The 24,620-nt window shown below is 43.2% G+C and carries 25 protein-coding genes, 1 riboswitch and 1 other annotated feature; of the genes, 1 reads left to right on the forward strand and 24 read right to left on the reverse strand.

Annotated features, from left to right (window positions below; genetic code table 11):
* Position 1: 1 nt before the first annotated feature.
* A complete protein-coding gene (locus AC3WJJ_RS05045) occupies positions 2 to 601 on the reverse strand; it encodes a CPBP family glutamic-type intramembrane protease (RefSeq protein WP_492538539.1) in 600 nt (199 codons plus the stop codon).
* A gap of 264 nt (positions 602 to 865) precedes the next feature.
* Positions 866 to 1,091 (forward strand) — a binding site (T-box leader).
* 162 nt (positions 1,092 to 1,253) lie between these two features.
* Here AC3WJJ_RS05045 and serA point away from each other — a divergent pair.
* Complete coding sequence (gene serA, locus AC3WJJ_RS05050; protein ID WP_492538541.1) at positions 1,254 to 2,846, forward strand: phosphoglycerate dehydrogenase; 1,593 nt, start codon at positions 1,254 to 1,256, stop codon at positions 2,844 to 2,846.
* 171 nt (positions 2,847 to 3,017) lie between these two features.
* Here serA and AC3WJJ_RS05055 read toward each other — a convergent pair whose 3' ends face one another.
* From AC3WJJ_RS05055 to AC3WJJ_RS05165, 23 genes are all read right to left on the reverse strand, one after another.
* Entirely contained in the window at positions 3,018 to 4,439 is a 1,422-nt protein-coding gene (locus AC3WJJ_RS05055; RefSeq protein WP_492538543.1) for an ATP-binding protein, read from the reverse strand.
* Positions 4,440 to 5,156, reverse strand: a complete 717-nt coding sequence (locus AC3WJJ_RS05060) for a response regulator transcription factor (protein ID WP_422660768.1) — start codon at positions 5,154 to 5,156, stop codon at positions 4,440 to 4,442. It lies immediately after the preceding gene.
* A gap of 110 nt (positions 5,157 to 5,266) precedes the next feature.
* Entirely contained in the window at positions 5,267 to 6,520 is a 1,254-nt protein-coding gene (gene ccsB / locus AC3WJJ_RS05065) for a c-type cytochrome biogenesis protein CcsB (protein ID WP_492538545.1), read from the reverse strand.
* The gene (resB, locus tag AC3WJJ_RS05070; protein ID WP_492538547.1) at positions 6,517 to 8,211 is read right to left on the reverse strand and encodes a cytochrome c biogenesis protein ResB; all 1,695 of its coding nucleotides are present in this window, start codon (positions 8,209 to 8,211) and stop codon (positions 6,517 to 6,519) included. Before resB ends, ccsB begins: the two co-directional genes overlap by 4 nt.
* The gene (locus tag AC3WJJ_RS05075; RefSeq protein ID WP_492538549.1) at positions 8,208 to 8,735 is read right to left on the reverse strand and encodes a redoxin domain-containing protein; all 528 of its coding nucleotides are present in this window, start codon (positions 8,733 to 8,735) and stop codon (positions 8,208 to 8,210) included. Before AC3WJJ_RS05075 ends, resB begins: the two co-directional genes overlap by 4 nt.
* Before the next feature lie 127 nt (positions 8,736 to 8,862).
* On the reverse strand, positions 8,863 to 9,618 hold the full coding sequence (locus tag AC3WJJ_RS05080) for a pseudouridine synthase (protein WP_422660764.1): 756 nt from the start codon (positions 9,616 to 9,618) through the stop codon (positions 8,863 to 8,865).
* A gap of 21 nt (positions 9,619 to 9,639) precedes the next feature.
* On the reverse strand, positions 9,640 to 9,984 hold the full coding sequence (locus tag AC3WJJ_RS05085) for a peptidoglycan recognition protein family protein (RefSeq protein WP_492538551.1): 345 nt from the start codon (positions 9,982 to 9,984) through the stop codon (positions 9,640 to 9,642).
* 98 nt (positions 9,985 to 10,082) lie between these two features.
* Entirely contained in the window at positions 10,083 to 10,616 is a 534-nt protein-coding gene (locus AC3WJJ_RS05090; protein WP_492538553.1) for a spore maturation protein, read from the reverse strand.
* A gap of 7 nt (positions 10,617 to 10,623) precedes the next feature.
* Positions 10,624 to 11,265, reverse strand: coding sequence for a nucleoside recognition domain-containing protein (locus AC3WJJ_RS05095; RefSeq protein WP_492538555.1), 642 nt, complete (start codon positions 11,263 to 11,265; stop codon positions 10,624 to 10,626).
* Between the two features lie 53 nt (positions 11,266 to 11,318).
* A complete protein-coding gene (locus AC3WJJ_RS05100; RefSeq protein WP_492539589.1) occupies positions 11,319 to 12,455 on the reverse strand; it encodes a D-alanyl-D-alanine carboxypeptidase family protein in 1,137 nt (378 codons plus the stop codon).
* Between the two features lie 213 nt (positions 12,456 to 12,668).
* A complete protein-coding gene (gene ytfJ, locus AC3WJJ_RS05105) occupies positions 12,669 to 13,118 on the reverse strand; it encodes a GerW family sporulation protein (RefSeq protein ID WP_492538557.1) in 450 nt (149 codons plus the stop codon).
* Between the two features lie 124 nt (positions 13,119 to 13,242).
* Positions 13,243 to 13,926, reverse strand: a complete 684-nt coding sequence (locus AC3WJJ_RS05110) for a DUF2953 domain-containing protein (protein WP_492538559.1) — start codon at positions 13,924 to 13,926, stop codon at positions 13,243 to 13,245.
* Between the two features lie 131 nt (positions 13,927 to 14,057).
* Complete coding sequence (scpB, locus tag AC3WJJ_RS05115; RefSeq protein ID WP_422660758.1) at positions 14,058 to 14,660, reverse strand: SMC-Scp complex subunit ScpB; 603 nt, start codon at positions 14,658 to 14,660, stop codon at positions 14,058 to 14,060.
* Positions 14,629 to 15,420 (reverse strand): segregation and condensation protein A, encoded by a 792-nt coding sequence (locus AC3WJJ_RS05120; protein ID WP_422660757.1) that lies wholly within the window; start codon positions 15,418 to 15,420, stop codon positions 14,629 to 14,631. The genes scpB and AC3WJJ_RS05120 overlap by 32 nt, the downstream gene beginning before the upstream one ends.
* Positions 15,421 to 15,489: 69 nt before the next feature.
* A complete protein-coding gene (gene ribH / locus AC3WJJ_RS05125; protein WP_422660756.1) occupies positions 15,490 to 15,957 on the reverse strand; it encodes a 6,7-dimethyl-8-ribityllumazine synthase in 468 nt (155 codons plus the stop codon).
* Positions 15,958 to 15,994: 37 nt separating this feature from the next.
* Positions 15,995 to 17,203, reverse strand: a complete 1,209-nt coding sequence (locus AC3WJJ_RS05130; RefSeq protein WP_492538563.1) for a bifunctional 3,4-dihydroxy-2-butanone-4-phosphate synthase/GTP cyclohydrolase II — start codon at positions 17,201 to 17,203, stop codon at positions 15,995 to 15,997.
* Positions 17,204 to 17,243: 40 nt separating this feature from the next.
* Positions 17,244 to 17,912, reverse strand: a complete 669-nt coding sequence (gene ribE / locus AC3WJJ_RS05135; RefSeq protein ID WP_492538565.1) for a riboflavin synthase — start codon at positions 17,910 to 17,912, stop codon at positions 17,244 to 17,246.
* Positions 17,913 to 17,969: 57 nt separating this feature from the next.
* Positions 17,970 to 19,061, reverse strand: a complete 1,092-nt coding sequence (ribD, locus tag AC3WJJ_RS05140; RefSeq protein ID WP_492539591.1) for a bifunctional diaminohydroxyphosphoribosylaminopyrimidine deaminase/5-amino-6-(5-phosphoribosylamino)uracil reductase RibD — start codon at positions 19,059 to 19,061, stop codon at positions 17,970 to 17,972.
* Between the two features lie 336 nt (positions 19,062 to 19,397).
* Positions 19,398 to 19,592, reverse strand: a riboswitch (FMN riboswitch).
* A 173-nt stretch (positions 19,593 to 19,765) separates the two neighbouring features.
* Positions 19,766 to 20,200, reverse strand: a complete 435-nt coding sequence (locus tag AC3WJJ_RS05145; protein WP_422660753.1) for a peptidylprolyl isomerase — start codon at positions 20,198 to 20,200, stop codon at positions 19,766 to 19,768.
* 183 nt (positions 20,201 to 20,383) lie between these two features.
* A complete protein-coding gene (gene lysA / locus AC3WJJ_RS05150; RefSeq protein WP_492538567.1) occupies positions 20,384 to 21,718 on the reverse strand; it encodes a diaminopimelate decarboxylase in 1,335 nt (444 codons plus the stop codon).
* A 117-nt stretch (positions 21,719 to 21,835) separates the two neighbouring features.
* Entirely contained in the window at positions 21,836 to 23,470 is a 1,635-nt protein-coding gene (locus AC3WJJ_RS05155; RefSeq protein ID WP_492538569.1) for a spore germination protein, read from the reverse strand.
* A 38-nt stretch (positions 23,471 to 23,508) separates the two neighbouring features.
* Positions 23,509 to 23,934: a stage V sporulation protein AB gene (locus tag AC3WJJ_RS05160; protein WP_492538571.1), complete on the reverse strand. Its 426-nt coding sequence runs from the start codon at positions 23,932 to 23,934 to the stop codon at positions 23,509 to 23,511.
* Positions 23,931 to 24,596: a stage V sporulation protein AA gene (locus AC3WJJ_RS05165; RefSeq protein ID WP_492538573.1), complete on the reverse strand. Its 666-nt coding sequence runs from the start codon at positions 24,594 to 24,596 to the stop codon at positions 23,931 to 23,933. Before AC3WJJ_RS05165 ends, AC3WJJ_RS05160 begins: the two co-directional genes overlap by 4 nt.
* Between the last annotated feature and the right edge of the window lie 24 nt (positions 24,597 to 24,620).

Below are 24,620 nucleotides of genomic sequence, written 5' to 3' on the forward strand. Positions count from 1 at the left end.
GCTAAGCTCGTTCATTATCTTCCTTCCTCCGAAAACGAATCATCATACCTGATATTAAATCAATGACAAAATGACAAATAATCGGTGCCCATAATGATCCAGACTCTATATAGATGTACCCAAGACCATAACTGCTCAAAAACACCCAACCCGTAGGAATCCAATGCCTCAAATAACGAACATGAATAACGGCAAACAATATACTCGTCCAATAAGGACCAAAAGCATGTTGAATAGCTCCTCGGAATAACAGTTCTTCACATACTGCTACGATGAATGCAATAAGAATGATATGCCATACGGGCCTTTTACTGAACAGCATTTCGTTGATTCCACCATCGTCCATGCTGCTCTCCGGTACAATGCGGGATAGAACAAAATCAATGGCTAACATTGTTAAAGCAAGACCTAACCCCCAAAGAATAAAATGGTTATTGGGTGGTAGAGTAAGCAATTGAATGGGATTCTGCTTCTGGAACAGAATCCAGATTAGGCCGATGATCAGTGTCAATCCTTGGGTTAAATATAGATTAATCAACAGCAGCCGGTCATTTAGTTGATGCGGCTCAATCTTCCTGATTTTGATTTTGAATTTTTTCATGTTAGCCTGCCTGTCTCTTTATTCTTTAAAAAAATAAAAGTTTATAAGTGAGCATTATGCAAAATGCTGAAGTGAAAATTATGATACTAACCTTAAGTCTATGGGCAGTCATAAAATAGGTGGGCATAAGCATCATAGCAAAAAAAATGCCCGTATTACAAGGCTAACGCCTTGATAAAGCACTGATCATAACTTTAGATACATCCCTAAATACCTATTGACATGATCGTAAAAGCCATGATACATTATGAAAAAATTAATCGACTAAAACCGATGATGGAAAAAAGACGCTTCTTACGTCTACAGAGAGCCGATGGTGGGTGCAAATCGGCGGCGAAAAGTGTGCTTGAGCGATCCTGAGATATTCCGCTGAATTTCAGTAGGCGTAATCGGATGATATCCGTTACCAATCAAGGCCTAGATAGGCCGTTTGAGGCTGCCTATATGGCAGTGAATAAGGGTGGTACCACGAATAACTCTCGTCCCTTACTACGGAAGTAGTATGCGGATCGGGGTTTTTTTTATATCCTATTCCCTTTGCTGCATTACCGCGTCGCTTAAGTTGGGTGTAACGGAATGTGCTTCAGCACAGTCCTTATTCTATATTAACTAGCAAACTATAATTAGAGAGTACTGAGGAGGAAGAGAAACCATGTTTAAAGTTTTGGTATCGGATCCGATTAGTGACTTGGGTATCCAGCAGCTTATGGATGCACCTGACGTACAAGTAGACAAAAAGACAGGTCTTACAGAAGATGAGCTTATTGCTATTATTGGTGAGTATGACGGACTTCTCGTAAGAAGTCAGACTCGTGTAACAGAAAATATTATGAATGCAGGTAAAAATCTTAAAGTTGTCGGCCGCGCTGGTGTTGGTGTAGATAACATCGACCTAGAAGCAGCTACTAAGCGCGGTATTGTTGTTATCAATGCTCCAGATGGTAATACAATCACAACGGCTGAACATACTTTTGCTATGATGATTGCATTAGCGCGCCATATTCCTCAAGCTTATGCGAAGACAGTATCTGGTACTTGGGATCGTAAATCCTTCCTAGGTGTAGAGCTGCGTAACAAGACTCTTGGCGTTATGGGGATGGGCCGCATTGGTAGCGAAGTTGCTAAGCGTGCAAAAGCATTCGGCATGAACATCCTTGCTTTCGACCCCTTCCTCACTGAGGAGCGTGCTGATAAACTTGAAGTAAAACTTGCTTCCGTAGACACGATTATCCGGAATGCAGATTTCATAACTGTGCATACACCACTCACTCCTGAAACTCGTCATATGATTGCAAAGCCGCAATTCGAAATCATGAAGCCTGGTATGCGTATCGTTAACTGCGCTCGCGGTGGAATCATCGACGAACAAGCACTCGTTGAAGCGATTGACGAAGGAATTGTAGCTGGAGCTGCATTTGACGTATTTGAACATGAACCACCACAAGAGGATCACCCTTTCCTGAAGCATCCAAAAGTTATTGTTACTCCTCATTTGGGCGCATCCACTGTGGAAGCTCAAGAAAATGTAGCGATCGATGTATCTGAACAGGTTCTCCACATTCTGCGGAATGAGCCGTTTAAGAATGCGGTTAACTTCCCTCTCGTGGCAGCTAATGTAATGAATAAACTTCAACCTTACTTCCCACTTGGTGAGAAACTTGGTAGTGCAGTAGCACAAATTACAGCCCATGCCGTAAACGAGATTCATGTTGATTACGCTGGCGATCTTGCGGAAGTGGATACACAAGCCCTGACTCGTTACATCGTAAAAGGAATCCTCGAGCGTCATCTTGGTAATGAAGTGAACATTGTTAATGCAATGCACCTTGCGAAGAGCCGTGATCTTCATGTGGTGGTTTCACAAACACCTAAGACAAAAGGCTTCACGAACCTCGTGACGGTTACATTGAAATCTCAAAACGGAAGCGAACGTCTGATTGCCGGAACACTACTTCACGGTTATGGCGAGCGAATTGTACGTCTGGACAAATTCCCAGTTGATATTGCACCGGAAGGACACCAGATCCTAATCTCCCATAACGATAAGCCAGGTATTATCGGACGCGTCGGAACCCTTCTGGGTGAGAACAATGTCAATATCGCATCCATGCAGGTGGGCCGTAAAGTTATCGGCGGTGAAGCGATCATGTTCCTAACTGTTGATAAGGACGTTCCAAAGGATGTTCTTGTTAAGCTTACGGGACTCACTGATCTGAACACAGCTCAAGAAATCGTACTTCCTTAATTCATATCATAAATAATGAAGCCTCCGAGTACCAAGTACTAGCAGCTGCTAGTGCCGAACTCGGGGGCTTTTGTTCCACGTAGAACAAGATTAATGTTTATCGTTCAACAAAAAACACCTTCTTCATCGAAGGTGTTTTTTGTATTTTGTAAATATTTGCTGTTATTTTACTCATTCCGCCGGTATGTAGAAGGTGAAATCAGTACCTTCACCAACAACACTATGAACGGAGATCGCACCTTTATGTGCTTCTACGATGTTTTTAACAATGGCAAGACCAATCCCCGTACCAACGGATTCGCCGCGTACACGGGCCTTGTCGGCTTTGTAAAAACGGTCAAACACAAACGGCAGATCCTCTGACGGAATGCCTACCCCCTGATCGGATATAACGATTTTAACGGCAGGTCCAAGTTGATTCTGAACACGATCCGCTGTAATTTCTATAACCTTTCCAGAAGGCGTATGTCTAAAAGCATTATCGAGCAAATTCGTCATCACTTGCTCTAACTTATCTTCATCTGCTGAAGCAAGTAAGAGATTCGAATTCAATTTCGTTAGTCGAAGGTCGATGTCCCGCTCTTTTGCCCGAACTGTGAACTTACGGTAAACCCGCTCACACAAATCTTCGGCGTCCACACTACGACACATGAGTTCAGAATGTCCCGCTTCCATTCTTGTTAGGTCCAGAAGGTCTTTGACTAATCTACCCATTCGAAGCGACTCTTCATGGATCACCTGTATAAGCTCCTCACTCTCTTCAGGAGACGCAGCCATTCCATCAAGAAGCGCTTCACTATAGCCTTGCATCATGGACAGCGGGGTACGTATTTCATGGGAGACGTTCGCGATAAAGTCTGTCCGCATCTTCTCTAGCTTCACTTGTTCCGTTATATTACGCAGAACTACAACGGCACCTCGAATAACATCATCCGAGTAGAGGGGGGCCATATGGGCCTCCCAGACCCCTTGTTTAACATGTAAGTCGGCACTCTGATCTTTACCTTCATGCATCGTTTTATAGAACAATGCACTTAGAGGTTCTGGCATCACATCAGCTGCCCAGCCCCCACCTTCTAAATCATCATCCCAATGTAACCCCTGCCATGTCTTCATCACATCTTGACCGGGGGGATTGGCTAGTACAACATCACCATTATTATCAAAAGTAATTACAGCATCGCTCATACTGCGTAGCACGCTAGCCAAATGCTCTTTCTCATGATTCAGACTTCGGATCGTTGTTTCGAGCTCCGCTGCCATATGATTGAAAGTATTAGCCAACTCACCAATCTCATCACTTGTAACGAGATCGAGTCGTGTTCCATATTTCCCTTTACGGATCGCATTCGCTGCTTGGATAAGTTTCTGCATCGGTTGTGTGATCTTTGTAAGAAGAAATAAACCAAAGAAAGTCGTCATCGAAAATCCGATAATCGACGCATAGGTAAATAACCGTTTAATATCTCCGGAATTCGTAAATACAGTATCGATATAAGGAAGCAGAAACAGGCCAAGTGTCAGTAGGACACATGCTACAAGGCAGGTTATCGTTATCCACAGCTTTCCGACAAGCGATCTCCAAAAGTTCACTTACTTAGGAACCTCCAGCTTGTAACCTACTCCCCATACGGTTGTAATCATAGCCGCTGCTTCGCCCGATACCTTGTTCAATTTCTCACGTAAACGTTTTACATGTGTATCTACAGTACGGAGATCACCAAAAAATTCATAGTTCCATACATCTTTCAGAAGTTCTTCTCTCGAGAAAACTTTATCCGGGGAAGATGCCAAATAATGCAACAGCTCATATTCCTTAGGTGTAAGACTAATTTCTTGTCCACCCGCAGTGACACGGTGAGCATCATGCTCAATAACAAGATGAGGAAATACAATGCTATTCGTTGGTGTAGTTTCCTTCGATAAATAAGCAGTCGCAGAAGAACGGCGAAGAATTGCTTTCACCCGATAAATAACTTCACGTGGGCTAAATGGCTTCACAACATAATCGTCAGCACCAACCTCAAAACCCTGTACTCGATTAATCTCCTCACCCTTTGCAGTCAGCATAAGGATCGGTGTTGATTTCACCTGACGCAAGCGCGAACACACCTCTACGCCATCAATTCCAGGCAACATAACATCAAGAAGAACCAGCCCATAATCTTCGGTCGTCGCCTTCCGAAGCGCTGTTTCTCCATCTTCTGCCTCATCGATTTCATATCCTTCTTTCTCCAGATACATTTTGAGTAGTCGCCTAATGCGTTCTTCATCATCTACCACGAGGATGCGATTTCCATGCTCTGTCATCGGTAACATCTCCTTCATTCTAGGGAAAATCAGAACGGCCCTCATCCATTTCGTTCGAGGACCCTTCTGATTTTTATCAAAATCTAATTTACTTGTATAACATTATCATATTATTCTGTTCCGGCATAGGAATGGAGACCTGCAATAATCAAATTCACGCCAACGAGTGTAAACATAACGACGATAAAGCCGATCACTGTAAGCCATGATGATTTCTTGCCCTGCCATCCTTTGGATAACCGTAGGTGAAGGTACACACTATAGAATAACCATGTAATGAGTGCCCAAACTTCTTTTGGATCCCAACCCCAGAAACGGCCCCATGCAATTTGTGCCCAGATCATAGCGAAGATGAGTGCACCTAGCGTAAAGATCGGAAAACCGATTGCAATTGCACGGTAACTGATTTCATCCAAGTCATCCGGGTCAAGTCGGTTGAGAGCGGGTTGAATCACTTTCGCTATAGGTCTACGTAACACAAGTCTAATTAATCCGTATAAGATCAAACCACTCACGAGAGACCATATAACGGTATTCAATTTACGTCCTGCATTGATACCATGCATCCAAGATGGTGCTTCAAAAAGTGGGGATTTCATTCCCAGAAAAGACTGCATTTCAACAGTTTCACTGTTATATGGTGCAACAAGTGGAGGCATATTATAATCCACTTTAACTATTTTACTAATTTCTGTTTTAGGGTCAACATTCGTCTGATTGAATTCAGCATGATACCCCGCAGCACGGAAACTGTAGACCGATACGATAAAACCAATTAATACGACAACAGCAAACATACATAATTCAAGCCATCTTTGTTCACGGCTAGACTGCTTGTCCTTATTATTGAAATCAACCGTTCTCAGCAAGTGCATAAACCCGGCTACAAAACCAATAGCAAAGAACGCATCACCTAGTGCAGCCATTGTTACATGAATTCCAAGCCAGTATGATTTCAAGGATGGAATAAGCGGTTGAACTTCTTGAGGAAACACCGCTGCATACGCCATGATTATAATGGCTAGTGGAAGTGCAAATAAACCAAGCATTGATTTTTTATAGAGAAAGAATAAGACCAGAAATGCAATCATGATAGCCATTGATAAGAACGTCATAAATTCATACATATTGCTGACAGGTACATGTCCAGAACCTGCCCAGCGTGTAAAGAAATAAACTAGATGACAGACTAAGCCGATAGCCGCCGTAACGAAAGCAATTTTACCCCATTTCGCTACATGAGCTTCAGGATTCGTCTTTCTAAAACGTTTACCCCACACCGCCAAACCATAAAAGCTAAACGATAAACAATAAAGTAAGAACGCAGCAATAAACACATCGCTACTAAAATCCACTAACGTCATGGCTTACTCCCCCTATTATTCTCCAGTGACTTCTCATCTACTTCGATGTTCATTTGCTTGAGTACAGCCGATATTTCCCGTCGCAATCCGAACCAATTCTTGTTCGTATGCGCTCCCAAAGTTAACATCTCATTATCGATCCGAAGCCAGATCCGGCGATGCTGGAAATAGAAGCCCATGATCAGACCAAGCATACCTATTGCGGCTCCGATCCATATGAAAGGCATAACCTTATCAACACGTATGTTCAAGTAGGTGGTTGATTTGGACAAATCGACATCTTCCATACTCGTCACATCCAGATTGAGAGGGACCGTGCCTCCAGCTAACTGTGCATTAAGTGCATCCTGCTGAAAACGTTCCTTGTCAATTTGTTTCGGGAAGTAAAAATACTGAACGCCAGTCTCTGGCAGATCAGGCCCAAAAATCTGGAATAAAAAGGCTGGTGCATTGGGACTTGAGGATAAATTAGCCGGTTGGCCTTGATCATTCAACCCAAAATCAGAGTACTTCTCTGTTAACTTGAGCGTATAATCTCCAACCTTATACTCCCGTTCTGGATCCCTTATGTTCAAGGTGAACTTGCCATATTCTTCACCGCTCTTCGCATTTACCAATACGGGTGAGACAGAGCGAATTACGGGATTCAGATCATAGTCGAACTGATACGCCATAAGTCCTTTGTAATTCATAGGATCATTCACTTGAATATTATGACGATCGACTTCGACTAACTTCGGCTCCTTCGTCAAATCATCACAATCTGCTTCACACATATACAGAATGGCTTTAGTTTCGAACAATTTAGGCAGCACTTTACCTTTGTTCTTAAATTCATTTGGCATATCATCTTCGGTATAAAACTCCACCCGAAAACCATCATTTTTCAAATAATAACTTGTATTCGGAATTTTCTTAATCTCACCTTCAGGGAAGCCGATATGCTTATCCATATGCATTCCGGGCAATCCTCTTGCAAGCACTGCAAGCAAAAATACGATAAGTCCAATGTGAAGCACATAGGGTCCCCAGCGACTAAATCGCTGTTTCTCAGCAAGCAGCGTACCACCATCAGTCCGAACTCGATAACCTTTTTTGCGTATAAGCGGGGTTATCTGCTCCACCCACTTCGCCCCATCTTCAGCAATCGATGTCTGATAGGTTACCTTCTGACGAGTTAGAAAGGACATATGTTTGGGAATCCGTTGTCTGCTTAGAGCTTTATAAAGCGGCAGAACCCGGTCTAAGCTACAAATAACTAGCGACGCACCGATCATAACGAGAAGAAGAACGAACCACCATGATGTGTATGTATGGGAAAGACCTAGTAAATAATATACATGTCCTAATTTCCCGTATTCTTGTTTGTAGTAAGTGGATGCATCAATGTTCAAAAAGGTGCTTTCCTGAGGGAAAATTGTCCCGAGCATCGAACCAACTAACGTCAGAATAATTAAGTAGATGGCTACTTTTACAGACGAAAAAAAGTTCCATATTCGGTCAATAAATCCTGGATTACTTTTCTGCGAACGACGAGCTATGCCATCATATCGCATTTCCAAAACGGTCTGAGATTCTGCGTCCTCGGTCAACGGTTTACCACAGGCTTCACATAATACCGTACCTGTAGGGTTTTGATGTCCGCACTCACATTTCGTGTTCGTTATTAAAGGTTGTGATCCTTGACTCATTTTGCATTCACCAACTGTTCAATTTGTTTGTCTAAGGTACTTAAATCTAGTTCTCCAATCTTGATGTGAACGATTTCGCCTTTAGACGACACAAAATAGGTTGCCGGCATTGCGCCAACTTTGTAAGCTCCTACCGCATCTCGATCCGGATCCATTAGGATTGGGAACTCCACGCCAGTCTGAGCAACAAAATTCTCGACGGTCATTTTATCTTCGCCGGCGTTAATGCCAATAACTTCGACTCCTTGACTCTTCCATTTTTCCCGCTGAGCTTGAAGAGCTGGCATCTCTCTCACGCATGGTGGACAGTAAGTACCCCAGAAGTTTATAACTTTGGCTTTACCTTCGTATTCCTTCATGGTATGTACCTTACCGTCCAATCCAAGCAATTGAAAGTCAGGGGCTTTATCGCCTTCTCTGGGGATCCCGTCATTGCCCATAACAACGGTTGCCACAGCATAAGCACCTAATAGAACAACAATTAACAGTATGATGATTTGAACTGTTTTTTTTGATTTGCCCATAAAAGAAGCAGCATCCTTTCTATGACATCCATCATATTGTTCGAAGGAGGTGTGAACATCCTATGAACAATTATAACGATATTTGCCATAAATGCTGCGTTCCAATTTGAATATTATGTGTCAGGTTTTAACGTTTTTTGCGCGGACTTCCTTCAGGCTTAGCTGATTTCGCCTGCTGCTTGAGTGTGTTAATTTCATCTGCAGTTAAATGACGGAACAAACCACGTTTCAAGTTCTGAAGTAACAAGTCTCCATAAGAAACACGTTTTAGGCGGGTAACTGGATGTGATATCGCTTCAAACATACGACGAACCTGACGGTTACGTCCTTCATGTATTGTAATCGCAATAACGGATTGCTTATTATCCGGATCAACATCCTTATACTCCACCTCTGCAGGCGAGGTCATACCGTCTTCCAGCATAATACCTTGACGTAGCTTGTCCAGCTCTGTTCCATGAGGAACACCTTTAACGGTTGCAAGATACGTCTTTGGTACATGAAACCTCGGGTGACTAAGCAGATTCGCAAATTCACCATCGTTCGTAAGCAACAAAAGACCTTCCGTATCATAGTCAAGCCGTCCGATCGGATATACGCGTTCTTTCACGCCTTTTAGATAATCCGACACGATTTTACGGCCTTCCGGATCGGAAGCACTCGTGATAACACCTTTTGGTTTGTTTAGCATAATGTAAACTTTTTTCTCATTCTTGATCGGTTTGCCTGCAACCGTGATCATATCTTGATCGGGATCCGCTTTTGTACCGAGCTCGGTTACGACCTCCCCGTTTACCTGCACCTTTCCTTGCAAAATCAATTCTTCGCACTTGCGACGGGAAGCTATCCCAGCCTGTGCCATAATTTTTTGTAATCTCTCCATGTTCGATAGGTCACCTCAAGTCTAATGATACCCACCTACAGGATAAATCACAAGCTCGTTCCATGGAAAATGTTCTCCCGGGCAAGTTTCAGAATGTGGAAATAAGTAAAGCGGGGAGATAGAGTAGCGTCTGGACAACTCTGAAATGATTTTACTAGCAGCAAAAAGCTGCATTTTCTGTTCCTTACTCATGGCATCATAGTCACGGTTGAAATTCCCTACAAGACATATGTGGATAAACTCCGATTCAAGTAATACAGGTGCAGCGGATACCGATCCATCTTTTTGAATCGTAAAATCTACGGTTTCCGGTTTCGTCTCCTTATCACATGCAGTATCATGGATCACAAAGCCTTCAAACACCATATCATCACCTCGAATTGATGTACCCTGAATGCAACAGTATATGCATGTGTCTTACTATGGATATGGTCATTTGTCCTACAAAAAATAAAAAAGCTCGTTTATCCGAAGACAAACAAGCATACAGCAATAGCCGCGATGAAACCAACTACATCTGAAAAAAGCCCCACCTTTAACGCATACCGACCATTCCGAATACCTACTGCTCCAAAATATACAGTCAATACGTAAAGTGTAGTGTCCGTACTTCCCTGAATGGTAGAAGCAATCCGGCCAATCATAGAATCAGGACCATAGGCACGTATCAGCTCGGTGGTATAAGCTAAAGAGCCAGTTCCCGTCAATGGCCTTAGAATCCCTAAGGGTAATACTTCACTCGGAACACCGAGCCATTGCAGGAAAGGAGCCGTCCACCCCACCATAAACTCCAATGCACCAGAAGCGCGAAAGACACTGATAGCGACCATCATGCCAACTAAATGAGGGATGATGGATATTGCCGTAGAAAATCCGTCTTTGGCTCCATCTACAAAAGACTCGTACACAGGCACTTTTTTGGTGTAGGCAAAAAGCGGAATAAAAGCGATTATGATCGGAATTGACCATGCGGATATCGTGTTAATCCACGTCAGCACCTATAACTCACCCTTCCCCGCTTACCGTGGTACTACTTAGCCCTTTACCTGCACCAGGTGGTTTGTTCTTACGTATTGTTCGTGCTCTATACCACCGGTCAGCTAGAATAGCAGCCATTGTTGCTACCGCAGTGGCTAAAAGCGTTGTACCTACAATCTCCGTCGGGCTAGCCGATTGAAAATTCATCCGAATCGCTATAAGTGTGGTAGGAATGATCGTAATGCTAGCCGTATTTAATGCAAGTAAAGTACACATCGCCGGTGTCGCTGTATCTTTATTTGGATTAAGTTTCTGAAGTTCCTGCATCGCTTTTATCCCCATTGGAGTGGCTGCATTTCCTAATCCGAACAGGTTAGCACTCATATTGGACAATATATATCCCATTGCTGGATGGTTCTTAGGTACATCTGGGAATAAAAATCGAACTACAGGCCCCATTAACTTAGCTACCTTAGCTAGCATGCCTGAATCTTCTGCAAGTCGCATCATTCCAAGCCAGAATACTAGTACACTGATCAGCCCAAACGAGACAGTCACACCAGTCTGGGCGCCATCAAATGCCGCTTTGGTCACGCTGTCGATATTTCCGCTCACAGCCGCGAATACAAAGCCAATCAGAATCATTCCCATCCAAATCACATTGATCATCTTTCTTCCCCCTGTTCTCCTCGCCCAAGGCTCTCTCCCAAAAGCTTATACGATTATTTAGCACCACCAAACATATGCCTTAATATATGCCCAGCTGACTGCCATAGGGTTTCATTGTCGGTTTGATGTGAGAACGTCGTCTTCTCGGGCTGATCCTGAAGGGTATCCTCCGGTAAACGACTTCCTTCTACAAACACCGGAACCTGTCCAATCTTTTTACCGTCAAGTGATATTTCTACAAAACCTCTAAGACCAAAACTCAAATCTGGATTTCTTGGTTTGTCTAGGACAAGCTTTTTATATACGCGTTCTTCTTCACCTTTTGCAAGGGCATATGAAAAACCTGTACCCGTTACAAGTGAGTAACCCTGCAGCTTTTGCCCTTTTGCGGCGATCTGATGGAGTGGGAAATTGTCAAATCCGTAGTCGAGCATATTGGAATGATCATTCCAGTCATTACCATCATTTAAAGTAACAGCTGCAATCTGCTGTCCATTTCTTGTAGCTGAGCTGACTAGACAGCGGAAAGCTTTTTTCGTATAGCCGGTTTTAACACCATCTGCGCCTTCATAGAAACGGAGCATTTTATTTTTGTTATCCCATTTGTAATCCCATTTCTCATTCGGATTCGGTGCCTTTTTAACCGGTGTCTTTACAATCTCCTTAAATGTTGGATTCTTCAACGCGTATGCTGTTAACTTGGCTAAATCGTTAGCCGATGAATAGTGTTCGTCATGATCTAATCCATGTGGATTCATGAAGTGAGAGTTACTTAGCCCAAGAGCTGCAGCTTTCTCATTCATCATGAGCACAAAGCCTTCCTCAGATCCCCCTACATGCTCAGCAATGGCTGAGGCCGCATCATTCCCTGAGCGAAGCATCAAACCATAGAGTAAGTTCTCCAGTGACATTTCTTCACCCAGCTTCAAGAACAAAGATGACCCTTCTTTGGCGAATGAGTTCTTGGTAACTTTGACTGAATCTTTCAAATCCCCTCGCTCAATGGCTACGATAGCTGTCATGATTTTGGTTAAACTTGCAATTCTCATACGTTCATCTCCACGCTTACTATAGAGCAACCGGCCTGATGTTACATCAATCAAAGCTGCCGCTTGTGCGTGGTTAGAAGGTCCGCCAGAAGGTTCATTTTGAGGCTCAGCTTGAACAGGTAACACTGAATTAAATACCATCAGAAAAGCGGTAATACATCCAATTAAGGTGAAGCGGTAATATCGATTCATGATTTTAGCCTCCGGTGATCTTAAAATCTTGTACAAGTATATGCGGAAAAGCTTGAGGGTATGTCCCTTCCGTTGTCAGAGTTCATTATTAGCTCATTAATAAGCAACCAACAGCAAAGTAAAGATCCCTTCCGGTAAACCGGAAGGGATCTCATAAGCAGATCAATGTGATGGCTGTGTTCCGTTTTGGCTTGAATTGGAAGCACCCGTTCCGCTTTGAAACATGGATTGAATTTGTTCAAGCAAGTAAGGTGTAGCATCGATCATACGTTCGAACAGATGTGTCTGATTATCAAGTGGAACGATATGAACGCCTTCTTTAGCAACGACAAGAAATGCGATTGGGCGAATGGAAACACCACCACCACTACCACCACCAAAAGGAAGTGAACGTGGATTGTTGTTTTGAGTATCCCCTGAACGTCCACCGCCATGATCGGCGTTATAATCGCTCCCCCCCGCTGCAAAGCCGAAAGCGACTTTACTGATCGGAAGAATGACGGTTCCATCCGGTGTATTTACAGGATCGCCGACAATGGTGTTAACATCCACCATCGCCTTAATATTTTCCATTGCGGTTTGCATTAACCCTTGAATGGGGTGATCTGACATGATGACTCCTCCTCTGCTGTTTATAAAAATAAGGGCATCCCTGCACTATGTTCAGTTTGCTCGGATGGTGCATGTAATATGTATGTCTTTTATCTTTCCTTAAGCCACACATATCCTGACCATATCATGCACGGAACAAGGTCCTCCTCCAAATCTTCATTCCACCTTTAATCGATACGATCCTAACCATTAACATTAGCCCTGCAAATATAGCTCTTGCACAGGTGATTCGAATAACAAAGCTTAGATCTGTAGAAACTTGGGGCGGTCCATTAAAGTCCGGATGCACTTGTAATTTCGGTGTATTCGTTAATTTTAAGTGAAAGGACAACAGACCTAGAATGGTATGTTTGATTCCCCAAACCATACCGGCTGCTACTGCTGATTCCGCTGCATTATCTAAGGCGAGCGATGTTGCCCAGTGTACTTCAGATAACCTAACAATGGAAAGTGTGTTGAGAAACCAGTTTTTGAGACCTTTCGTCGCTTGAACCAAGACTTGGTAATTACTGAAACTGAACTCTCTCTTATTCTCTGACTCCTCTTCCGGTTCGTCGATTCTTCCTTTCGATCGGTCAGATGAAAGTGATTTATCTGTATATCGCACACCCTTATCCGTCAGTTTAAAAGGTACTTCATACTGAACATTTATCATTCCGTACAACAATCGAATGTTTACCATCATCCTATATTCTTTGCTCCGAAGTATGATGTGTATTCGAAATGTAACGGTGGACGCCAAGACGAGAATCAGCAGAGTAACCAGTATAAGCACGACCAATATTAATAGAATAAGCCATATCCCCACACTGTAACCCCCAAAAACGTTGGTAAACAACTCTCTGGCTTAGTATGGCAAATAATCCGTAAAATGATTCGAAAAAGAATGGATAACAAAAAAGAAGCCTAGGGATCCCCCTTCGGCTTCTTCATCTCATTCTAATTCACATCGTCAAATGTTAGCTGTTTATTATCCAACTTATCAAATAGCATCTGTGTCTCTTCTTCCAAGCTATCCGCATCCGCTTCAAATTGTGAAGGCTCTGGAAGATCCTTAATATTTGCCAATCCGAAATAGTCCAAAAATGCTTTGGTCGTACCATACAGGATCGGTCTCCCGATCGCTTCTGCACGGCCAACTTCTTCAATGAGTCCCTTATTTGTTAACGTATGAATGGCTCGTTCAGCTTTTACACCGCGAATTTCCTCAATCTCGACGCGTGTAATTGGCTGCCTGTAAGCGACGATAGATAATGTCTCGAGCGCGGCTTGCGATAGAGACGAACGAGAAGGAGAATAGGCCAGCCTTTCAAAGTACGGCGCATGATCAGGCAAAGTTGCTAGTTTATAGCTACCTGCAATTTGAATAATTTGAATTCCCCGATGCTCCTCTTCACAGTTTCTCTTCATCTCGTTCAGAGCGTCCAATATGATGTCGGCCGGTTGCTCTGTAATTTCTGTCATCTGCTTTACCGACAATCCCTCCTCGCCAGATAAGAATAACAGTCCCTCAATAATCGATTTCAGCTTCGGAAAATCCATCAAACTTTACTTCCCCTCTCCACTCCATTACGATGTCATCAAATAACTTTTCTTGAAAACACCATATTTGTTTCATCTTCATTAACTCCAGAATCGCCAAAAAAGTAACGACAATTTCATGTCTTACCATCTCTTCATGCAGCAGCTTGGAGAACAATACTCTTCCGCCTGGGCCAGCGCTTTCCAGAGTATGTATCACCTGTCCAATCCGGTCTTTTACCGATATTTCATCCCTTTGTATGCGGGCATATGAAGTACGCTTGACCGCTTTGCTAAGCGCCTTTTGGAAGGCGGCAATTAGATCCGAAGTATGCAATCCCAGAACTGGATTCTCTTCCATCACAGGCATGAATGGCGTTAAGTCTTCAGGCTCCTTCGAATAGATGAGACTTCGCTCCCATTCACGTTCGTGAAGGTGCTCTGCGATCCCTTTATATTTCCGGTATTCAATCAATCGCTGAATGAGTTCCGCTCGTGGGTCAACATCATCTTCTTCATAATAGTCAAACTCGTCCATTTCAATAACCGGTGGTTTTGGCAGTAATAGTTTACTCTTAATCGAAAGCAGTGTGGCAGCCATAACTAAAAACTCGCTTGTAATCTCCAGCTCCAACTCCTGCATATTCTGTAGATAAGCCATGTACTGTTCGGTAATCTCACTGACGGGGATATCCTGGATGTCAATTTCCGCTTTATCTATAAGATGAAGCAATAGATCGAGCGGTCCTTCAAACGTCTCCAGCTTGTATAATACGGTCACGGTGAATCCTCCCGCCACAAAAAATAAAATGTAGTGCCCTGAAAAAAAGGGCACTACATTAAATAAGCACTATTTTAGCTGTTTCGTCAAGTTTGCCATCTCAATCGCTGCCATTGCGGAATCCCAACCCTTGTTGCCCGCTTTCGTCCCTGCCCGCTCAATCGCTTGCTCAATATTCTCTGTAGTCACAACTCCAAAAATGGTAGGTACACCCGATTTCAAGTTAATCGCAGATACTCCCTTAGCGACCTCATTACATACATAGTCATAATGTGTGGTAGATCCTCGAATCACAGTACCTAGTGTAATTATTGCATCGTATTTCCCGCTTTCCGCCATTTTTTGGGCAATCAACGGGATTTCAAAAGCTCCTGGTACCCAAGCCACATCTACCTCATCGTCCTGAACACCATGACGCTTCAGTGCATCAAGCGCTCCTCCTAATAGCTTACTTGTAATGAATTCATTAAAGCGCCCAACAACGACTCCATACTTCAAACCCTCGGATACAAGATTTCCTTCAAAATAATGTGCCATGCTAAATCATCAACCTTTCAAATTGGAATAGTAGTATTTAAAATTTCAGCATATGACCAAGTTTGGTTTGCTTCGTATGAAGATAACCCGAATTGTCTTTATTCTCCTGCATTTGTATCGGTACACGTTCTACAACCTCAAGACCATATCCCTCAAGTCCTTTAATCTTACGTGGATTATTGGTTAAGAGACGAATTTGACGAATACCTAGATCCTTCAGAATCTGTGCACCTATCCCATAATCCCGCAGATCTGCTGGAAAACCTAACTTCAAATTAGCATCAACTGTATCTAGTCCCTCTTCCTGAAGCTTATAGGCTTTCAATTTATTAATAAGTCCAATCCCTCGCCCCTCTTGTCTCATATATAAAAGAACGCCTTCTCCCGCTTCTTGAATCTGTCGAAGCGCTGCCTCGAACTGAGGACCGCAGTCACAACGATGCGAATGAAACACATCTCCCGTTAAACATTCGGAGTGGACGCGTACGAGAATAGGTTTATCACCATTGATCGAACCTTTAACAAGTGCAATATGCTCTTTGTTATCCACCTCATTGGTATAAGCGATCGCTTGAAACTCCCCAAAATCGGTAGGCATACGCACGGAAACCTCACGATTGACCAGCATTTCCTTTTCGTTACGATAATGAATTAGATCTTTAATACTAATCAACTTCAGGTCATTTTTTCTGGCGATTTGAACTAGATCAGGCAAACGTGCCATCGTACCATCTTCTTTAATGATCTCACAGATCACGCCTGCTGGATAAGAACCACATAATCTGGCCAGATCCACAGCTGCTTCGGTATGGCCAGCACGGCGGAGAACACCACCATCTTTCGCCACCAGTGGGAACATATGCCCTGGTCTTCGAAAATCTGTCGGCACGGCGTTCGGGTCCAATATCCCTTGAATGGTAAGTGCACGCTCAAAAGCGGATATACCCGTTGTCGTATCCTTGTGATCAACAGATACCGTAAAAGCTGTTCCGTGAGCATCTGTATTCTGAGTTACCATCGGTTTCAAATCTAATTCCAGTGCTCTCGCCTGTGTGATCGGCACACATACTAAGCCTCGACCTTCTGTAATCATGAAGTTGATGACTTCTGGTGTTGCTTTATCCGCCAGAGCAATAAAATCTCCTTCGTTTTCGCGGTCCTCATCATCAACAACGATAACAACTTTTCCAAGCATTAGGTCGTTAATCGCGTCTTCAACCCTGCTAAACTCGAATTGATCATCCATAGCTCATCCTCCTTCATTCTCATGGAGCCTACATTCTCCCTTATGCAAAACCATGCTCAGACAAGTATTCATGACTTATTCCACGATTTGATCTCTTATCATCTGTCTCTGGTGAACCATAATGTAAAAGATGGTCCACATACTTACCTAAAATGTCATTCTCTATGTTCACCGTATCACCAGCCAGCTTGAATGAAAGAACTGTTTCAGCAAGCGTATGTGGAATAATCGATACGGTAAAAGAAGTTTCATAAACCTTAACTATGGTGAGACTAATGCCATCTAAAGTGACCGAACCTTTAGGAATAATGTATTTAAACAAGTTTGTGTTCGAAGGAGCAATCTCGTAGACAACCGCGTTTTGGTCTCTCTGAACACTGCGGATCACTCCAGTGCCATCAACATGTCCTTGGACAATATGACCACCAAATCTTGCACTAGCAGCCATCGCCCGCTCCAGGTTGACTTTGCTCCCCCCCTTAAGCTCGTTTAGATTGGTACTTCGAAATGTTTCCGGCATCACATCTACGGTGAATTGCTTCTTATCTATGATCGACGTTGCCGTCAAACAAACGCCGTTTACAGCCACGCTATCCCCGAGCTTTAGGTCATCCATAATGAAAGATGCTGAGATGCTAAGAACCATAGCTTCACCTTTTCGACTAATCCGTCGAATCTCACCGATTTCTTCTACCAGTCCTGTGAACATATAACACCTCTTCTCCTTAGCTTGATTCAAATAGGAAATCGACTTAAAAGAATACGATTATGAATAGACCGGTATTCCACGAATACATAAATTATTGTCAAGTTGTTCAATCTCTAAGTCTGTCAAAGTTAACGCTTCACTCATTAGCTCCGCACCACTAAAGTTAAAACTTGAAGGGGCACCCATACTACCTACGATTTTCGGAGCCAGAAAGAGAACAATACAATCCACAAGCCTTTCCTTTAGCATAGACCCGTTTAGCGTGCCTCCCCCTTCCAAAAGAATGGATCCAATCTCTTTTTGACCTAACAAGGTCATTGCAAGCTGCAGGTCAACTTGAGGGCCATCACCGCAAGTAATAACTTCAATCCCCTTCTTCTCAAGCTCAATTCGCTTAATCTTATCCCCATGACTTGTCGTCAAAATAATGACCGAAGCGGCATGATCCTGTATCATCTTGCTGTCCAAAGGTATTCTTAGCCTAGAGTCAACCACAATCCGAATCGGATTCAGTCCATCTACAGTAAGCCTGGTCGTTAGGAGAGGATCATCAGCGATTACGGTCGATACTCCAACCATAATACCTTGATGGCGATGGCGAAGCGTATGCACTCTTGCTCTTGCCGCTTCATTAGAAATCCATTTGCTATCCCCCGCTTTTGTTGCGATCCTGCCATCTAGGGTACTAGCGGTTTTTAGTGTGATATAGGGTTTACCCGTAGTTATAAACTTTCTGAACGGTTCATTAAGCTTGTTAGCACGATTCTTTAGTACTCCTACATCGACTTGAATGCCAGCCTCTCTTAGCATCTGAACTCCTTTGCCAGAAACAAGTGGATTAGGATCCTCAGTTGCGATAACAACTCGTTTAACTCGCTCTGCAATCAATCTCTCACTACATGGTGGTGTCTTTCCATAATGACTACAAGGCTCGAGTGTAATATATACTGTGCTACCATGTGCTTTATTGCCAGCCATTTGCATTGCATGAATTTCCGCATGAGGTGTTCCTCTTTCAAGGTGGGAACCCATACCAACCAGCATGCCATCTTTCACTACGACAGAGCCGACAACCGGGTTGATTCCAGTCTGACCTTGTGCACGCTCAGCCAAATCAAGCGCTAATGACATATAAAATTCATCATCCATTATTTCTCTCAAGTAAAATCTCCCCTCCTCAAGATCTTACATTCCGCTTTAAATGCTGAGATCAGAATCGAACATGAAACCTCCTTGCGGATCGCTTCATTCGGCACAAAAAAGCCCTGCCTGGATGATTAAATCCAAACAGGGCTTAACTTAAATTGGGAGATTAAATATTGCAGACAGAAGCAAACAAGATATGCCGAATATTACCAAAGAAACAGAATCTGACTATAAGCCAAAAAAAGCTGGCTCTAATCAGCTGTAATCCTTTGTGAAAATATGCACGCACACCAAATAAACTTTACTTCTATCAGACCTACCACATAAAATGATATGTCTTCTCTCCTTCTCCCATCCAGACTATACTGTCGGTCCCGGATTTGCACCAGGTCCACCGTATATACTCAGCATTATCAAAATGCCTCTAGCGTATATCCGGGTCACGGACTAAGTACGTGACGAATAGCTTGTTTCGACTATCTCATCACGTCCATCACCGCCGGTAGGGAATTTCACCCTGCCCCGAAGGATCTTGCTGTATTAAGTTAATGGCATATTAACAAATAGAAAAACAAAAAGCAAGTGAATAATACACACTCACTTACGAATCGTTCTAATGTATACCATTTAAATCATTGATTTCATAATAAAAAACAACCTTCTCTCGTTATCAAGATAACGAGAGAAGGTTGTCCTATATTAAAGTATTACGCTTCGAATACTTTAACTTCTTTCATTTTGTCGCCTTGCTTCACATTGTTAATATGCTCCATACCGCTCGTTACTTTACCAAATACAGTATGAACGCCATCAAGGTGAGGCTGAGGACCATAACAGATAAAGAACTGACTTCCGCCAGTGTTAGGACCTGCATGAGCCATGGACAACACACCTACATCGTGCTTCGTTGTGTTTGTAGAAGTTTCACATTTGATCGTGTACCCAGGACCGCCAGTACCGTTGCCAGTAGGGCATCCGCCTTGAGCTACGAAGCCTGGAATTACACGGTGAAAGCTTAGTCCGTTATAAAAACCGCTATTCGCCAATTTCTCAAAGTTGGCAACAGTGTTCGGTGCTTCTTCAGGGAAAAAGTCGATTTCCACAATACCGCCGTTTTCTAATTCAATTGTACCTTTTTTCATTTTCTCTTCACTTCCTTAGTCGATTAATCGAAATGTCTGATATACAATCCATTACATTTCCATGTCTTGATTACGTTCCCATTGTATCTCATTTGCAACATCTCATGCAAACAAAGATAACAAGAAAAAAGGGTCTCAGCCTAATACCGAAGTATAGGTGCGACCCTTGCCCTAATATTAACCTTAGCTCAATACTGTCTGCTTATTCTGGATTCGCTGAGGAACAACATCATGTCTAACAATATCTTCTAGACTTTCACGACGAACAACCAAATCACTTACACCATCTTTAACAAACACAACCGCTGGTTTACGAATACGGTTATAGTTGCTAGCCATGGAATAGTTGTAAGCACCTGTACATGCAACTGCGAGCAAATCACCTGATTTCACCTTAGGCAACTCTACATCCCAGATCAACATATCGCCACTCTCACAACATTTACCTGCAATAGATACCTTCTCTTCATTCTGCTCATTCGCACGGTTAGCTAGAATGGCTTCATACTGGGACTCGTACAAGGCAGGACGTGGGTTATCGGTCATCCCGCCATCTACAGCAACATACTTACGCACACCAGGAATATCCTTACTAGTTCCCACGGTGTAAAGTGTTGTTCCTGCATCACCCACAATACTCCGACCTGGCTCAACCCAGATTTCTGGAAGTTCAGCGCTGATCCCTGCGAAATGAGTCTTCACAGAATCTGTAATGGCTTTAACATACTGGGATACTTGAAGAGGTGTATCTCCTTCGACATAACGGATACCAAATCCGCCTCCAAGATTCACAACACTAAATGTTACACCAAGTTCCTCTTTCACCGAACGTGCAAATTCTGCAACACGCTGCACGGCCATCTGGAAACCTTCAACCTCAAAAATCTGTGATCCAATGTGTGAATGCAATCCAAGAAGTTCAAGATTGGGTTGTGCTGCTGCTAACTTAACAGCTTCAAATGCAGAACCATTTCCAATATCGAATCCAAATTTAGAGTCCGTCTGACCCGTTGAAATGTATTCATGGGTATGTGCTTCTACCCCAGGGGTTACACGAAGCAAGATCTTCACTTGACGGCCTTTCTCAGCTGCTACAGCTTGAAGCAAATGGAGCTCTATCTCATTGTCCACAACGAAGCAACCAATGTTAGCATTCAATGCCATTTCGATTTCATCCAGGGTCTTGTTATTGCCATGAAAATGAATACGTTCAGCTGGGAAACCTGCTTCCAGTGCTGTATACAGCTCGCCATCAGACACGACATCAAGAGACATACCTTCTTCTTCAGCAAGACGACACATAGCCATGACACAAAAAGCTTTACTTGCATAAGCAACTTGATACTTAAGACCTGAGGCTTTAAAAGCATCGATGTATTCACGACAACGGGTTCTTACCGATTGCTCGTCTACAATATAAAGAGGGGTTCCATATTGAGCTTTAAGATCAGCTGTATCGCACCCACCAATTTCAAGATGTCCGAGATCATTAATTCTGCTAGTACCGTGTAAAAACATGCTCACAATTCCTCCGATCGATATTTAAAAAGTTTGATAATCGAATAATTGTTCACAGTATAGCAGACAACGAATCGTAATAAAATGGATTTTTCAACATAACCTTTGTGTTATTTATTATTGTTTTCGTTTAGGATTCATTTCAGGACCCATTTTACTGCTGTCACGAGTCTTGTTTAAAGCTGGGCGTCTTCTGGAATACAGTACTGGCTTACGGAATAATACTTCGCCCATAGCCTTTGCACTAAATGGTATGAACGGCCATAGATAGGACGAGTTATAGGATCTATGGGTGGTCAGTATCAAGATGAGCATCGTTGTACCGATCACTAGACCTTTGACTCCGAACAACGCGACTGCGATTAAGAGCACAAGTCGAACAACTCGGTTAGCAAGCCCCAGCTCATAACTTGGCGTTGCAAACATACCAATTGCCGCAACAGCCATATAAAGTACCACTTCGTTTACAAACAGCCCGGTCTTTACGGCTATATCCCCGATAAGGATAGCCGCAATCAAACCCATCGCAGAGGCTAGTGGCGTAGGTGTGTGGACAGCCGCCAGACGCATCAAGTCAACCCCAAATTCGACGATCAAGAATTGAGCGATGATCGGAATTTTTGCATTTTCCTGAGGACCAAGAATGTCTAAATACGGCGGTTTCAGTTCAGGATGTATAACCAGAAGCATCCACAACGGCAAAAGGAACATGGAAGCAAATATGCCCCCAAATCGAACCCAACGCAGATAGGTGCCCATAAAAGGCGTTTGCCGATTCTCCTCCGCATGCTGACACAAATCAAAAAACGTTGATGGCATAATCATCACACTTGGCGAGGTATCTACCATTACAACAATTCTTCCTTCAAGTAAGTGGGATGCAACAACGTCCGGCCGCTCCGAGTATCGTACAAGAGGATAAGGATGCCAGCCTTTATTTACGATTGCTTCTTCAAGCTGCTTATCTCCTAGAGGTAAACCTTCAAGATCAAGCTCTTGAATTTTATGCCTTACCGCCTCAACCTGTTCACGATCCGCAATGTCATCAATGAATAAGATACTGACATCCGTCTGAGTACGTCTTCCGACCTGCATGATTTCACTATGAAGCCCCGGGTCACGAACACGCCGCCGTACCAGGTTGATGTTGGTAAGCAATGTTTCAGTGAAACCATCTCTGGCTCCCCTTACGACCTTCTCCGTATCCGGTTCGTCCGGACTTCGAGAAGGATACACCCTTGTATCGAGCATAATGACCGATTGCTCGCCTTCAATGAAAAAGGCACTCATTCCGGTCATGACCTTACTAATTGCTTCACTCAGCTTTGAAGTAGACTCCACTTGTACATATGGAATGTACTTATTCTTGATGCTTGAAAAAGCATGATTTTCGATATCCTCAGGTGTTAAATAAGTTAACCGCTTTAGGATCTCTGTTCCTACCCCTGAGTTAATAAAGCCATTCATAAATAAAAGACCGGTCTCTTTTCCTCCGATGGTCATTTCTCTAAATACAATATCAAAGGAAACTCCAAGCCCCATGACTTCACCTAATATGGCTTTCAGATCCTTCATTCGTCCCGGAATTTCATCTGAACCTTGCCAATACAAAATAGACTCATAGGTACTGTCCGAAGTTTCACTGTCTCTTTTCTTAATCAAAGCTTCCTCATCCAACTTCTTTATCTCGGAAGGTGGAACGGCTGGTATATCTTCTACTTTATTTCCAGTAAGCTCCGTCTTATCATCCATCTACTTTACCCCCTTTAATTCTCGCTACCCTCGCTAGTCTACTGTCGATAAATAAACCAATCGAACAAAGAACCAGCGACCTTTCCAGCGACCATAGCCATCAACAAGCCAAACAGATATTGCGTCAGCTTAAGCCGCTTGGACAAAATCGGTAGAACGTTTAACACTTCAGTTAAAGCTGCTGCAAGCATTCCAATGAACACACCGCAGAACAAACCAATAAGTGTGCTTACTACAGGACCTAAGGATGTTTTCCACATCCAGAAATCAGCGATTGTCCCTATGAGGGAACCTGCAATCAGAGCGCCTTCATACCAGTGGACTTTGTCATAGGTCCAGGTCAACTGGGATAGCCTCGGAATAATATCGAGTACAATAATGAGCGCAATGACACCCCCACCTACGGCAATTCCACCAGCTATTCCGAGAAGGATGGAAATCATTTGCTGCACGATCGTAATCATGTTTTCCCCTTCGATTTCACATTCGATACCTGCGAAAGACTCTCTGCCACTTTCATCTTTCGATATTCTTCTGCGACAACGAATTGATCGAGATTTTCTTGATACAAATACATCTCAACCTCAAGTGGAGTGGGTTCCTCGTTCCATTTCTTTTTGAACAGGTGATTAAAAAATACGGTCATCCCAAAACCGAGCCCAAGTGAATAGGCAATCTGGAACAAATAGGGATGCTCATCCCTGTGCCCTGTGACCATCTCAACGATTCGAATTTGCACCTCCAGCATGTTGACATCGGCATGAAAGTTCATAATCGTTAAAGCTGATCCAAAGAACAACAGCAACCAAACAATCGGAAACCAAAAGCGGGACGGTTTAGCTGAGGGACCAACTAACTCCACTAAAGTATGGTGATTTCCCATTGGCTCAATCTGAACGTTCGGAATCAATTGACGGATCTTTGGAATGATCAGAATTAAATCCATCAGAAGCCGGTTACCATCCCCATCCTTTGGGTGAACAAGAGGTAGGCTACGCAATGGATCTTCCCATTCAGGATCACAAATAATAAAAGCAACATCTCCGAGTTTGACGGTCTGATCTCTGGGTAGGCGAATACGGCTCCTTAATTGCAGAAACACCGTCGGAGTGGGACTAACCTTCATCCGGAACACTCCTTTACTGCTAAA

This window comes from Paenibacillus sp. FW507-14B1B (genome assembly GCF_058781425.1).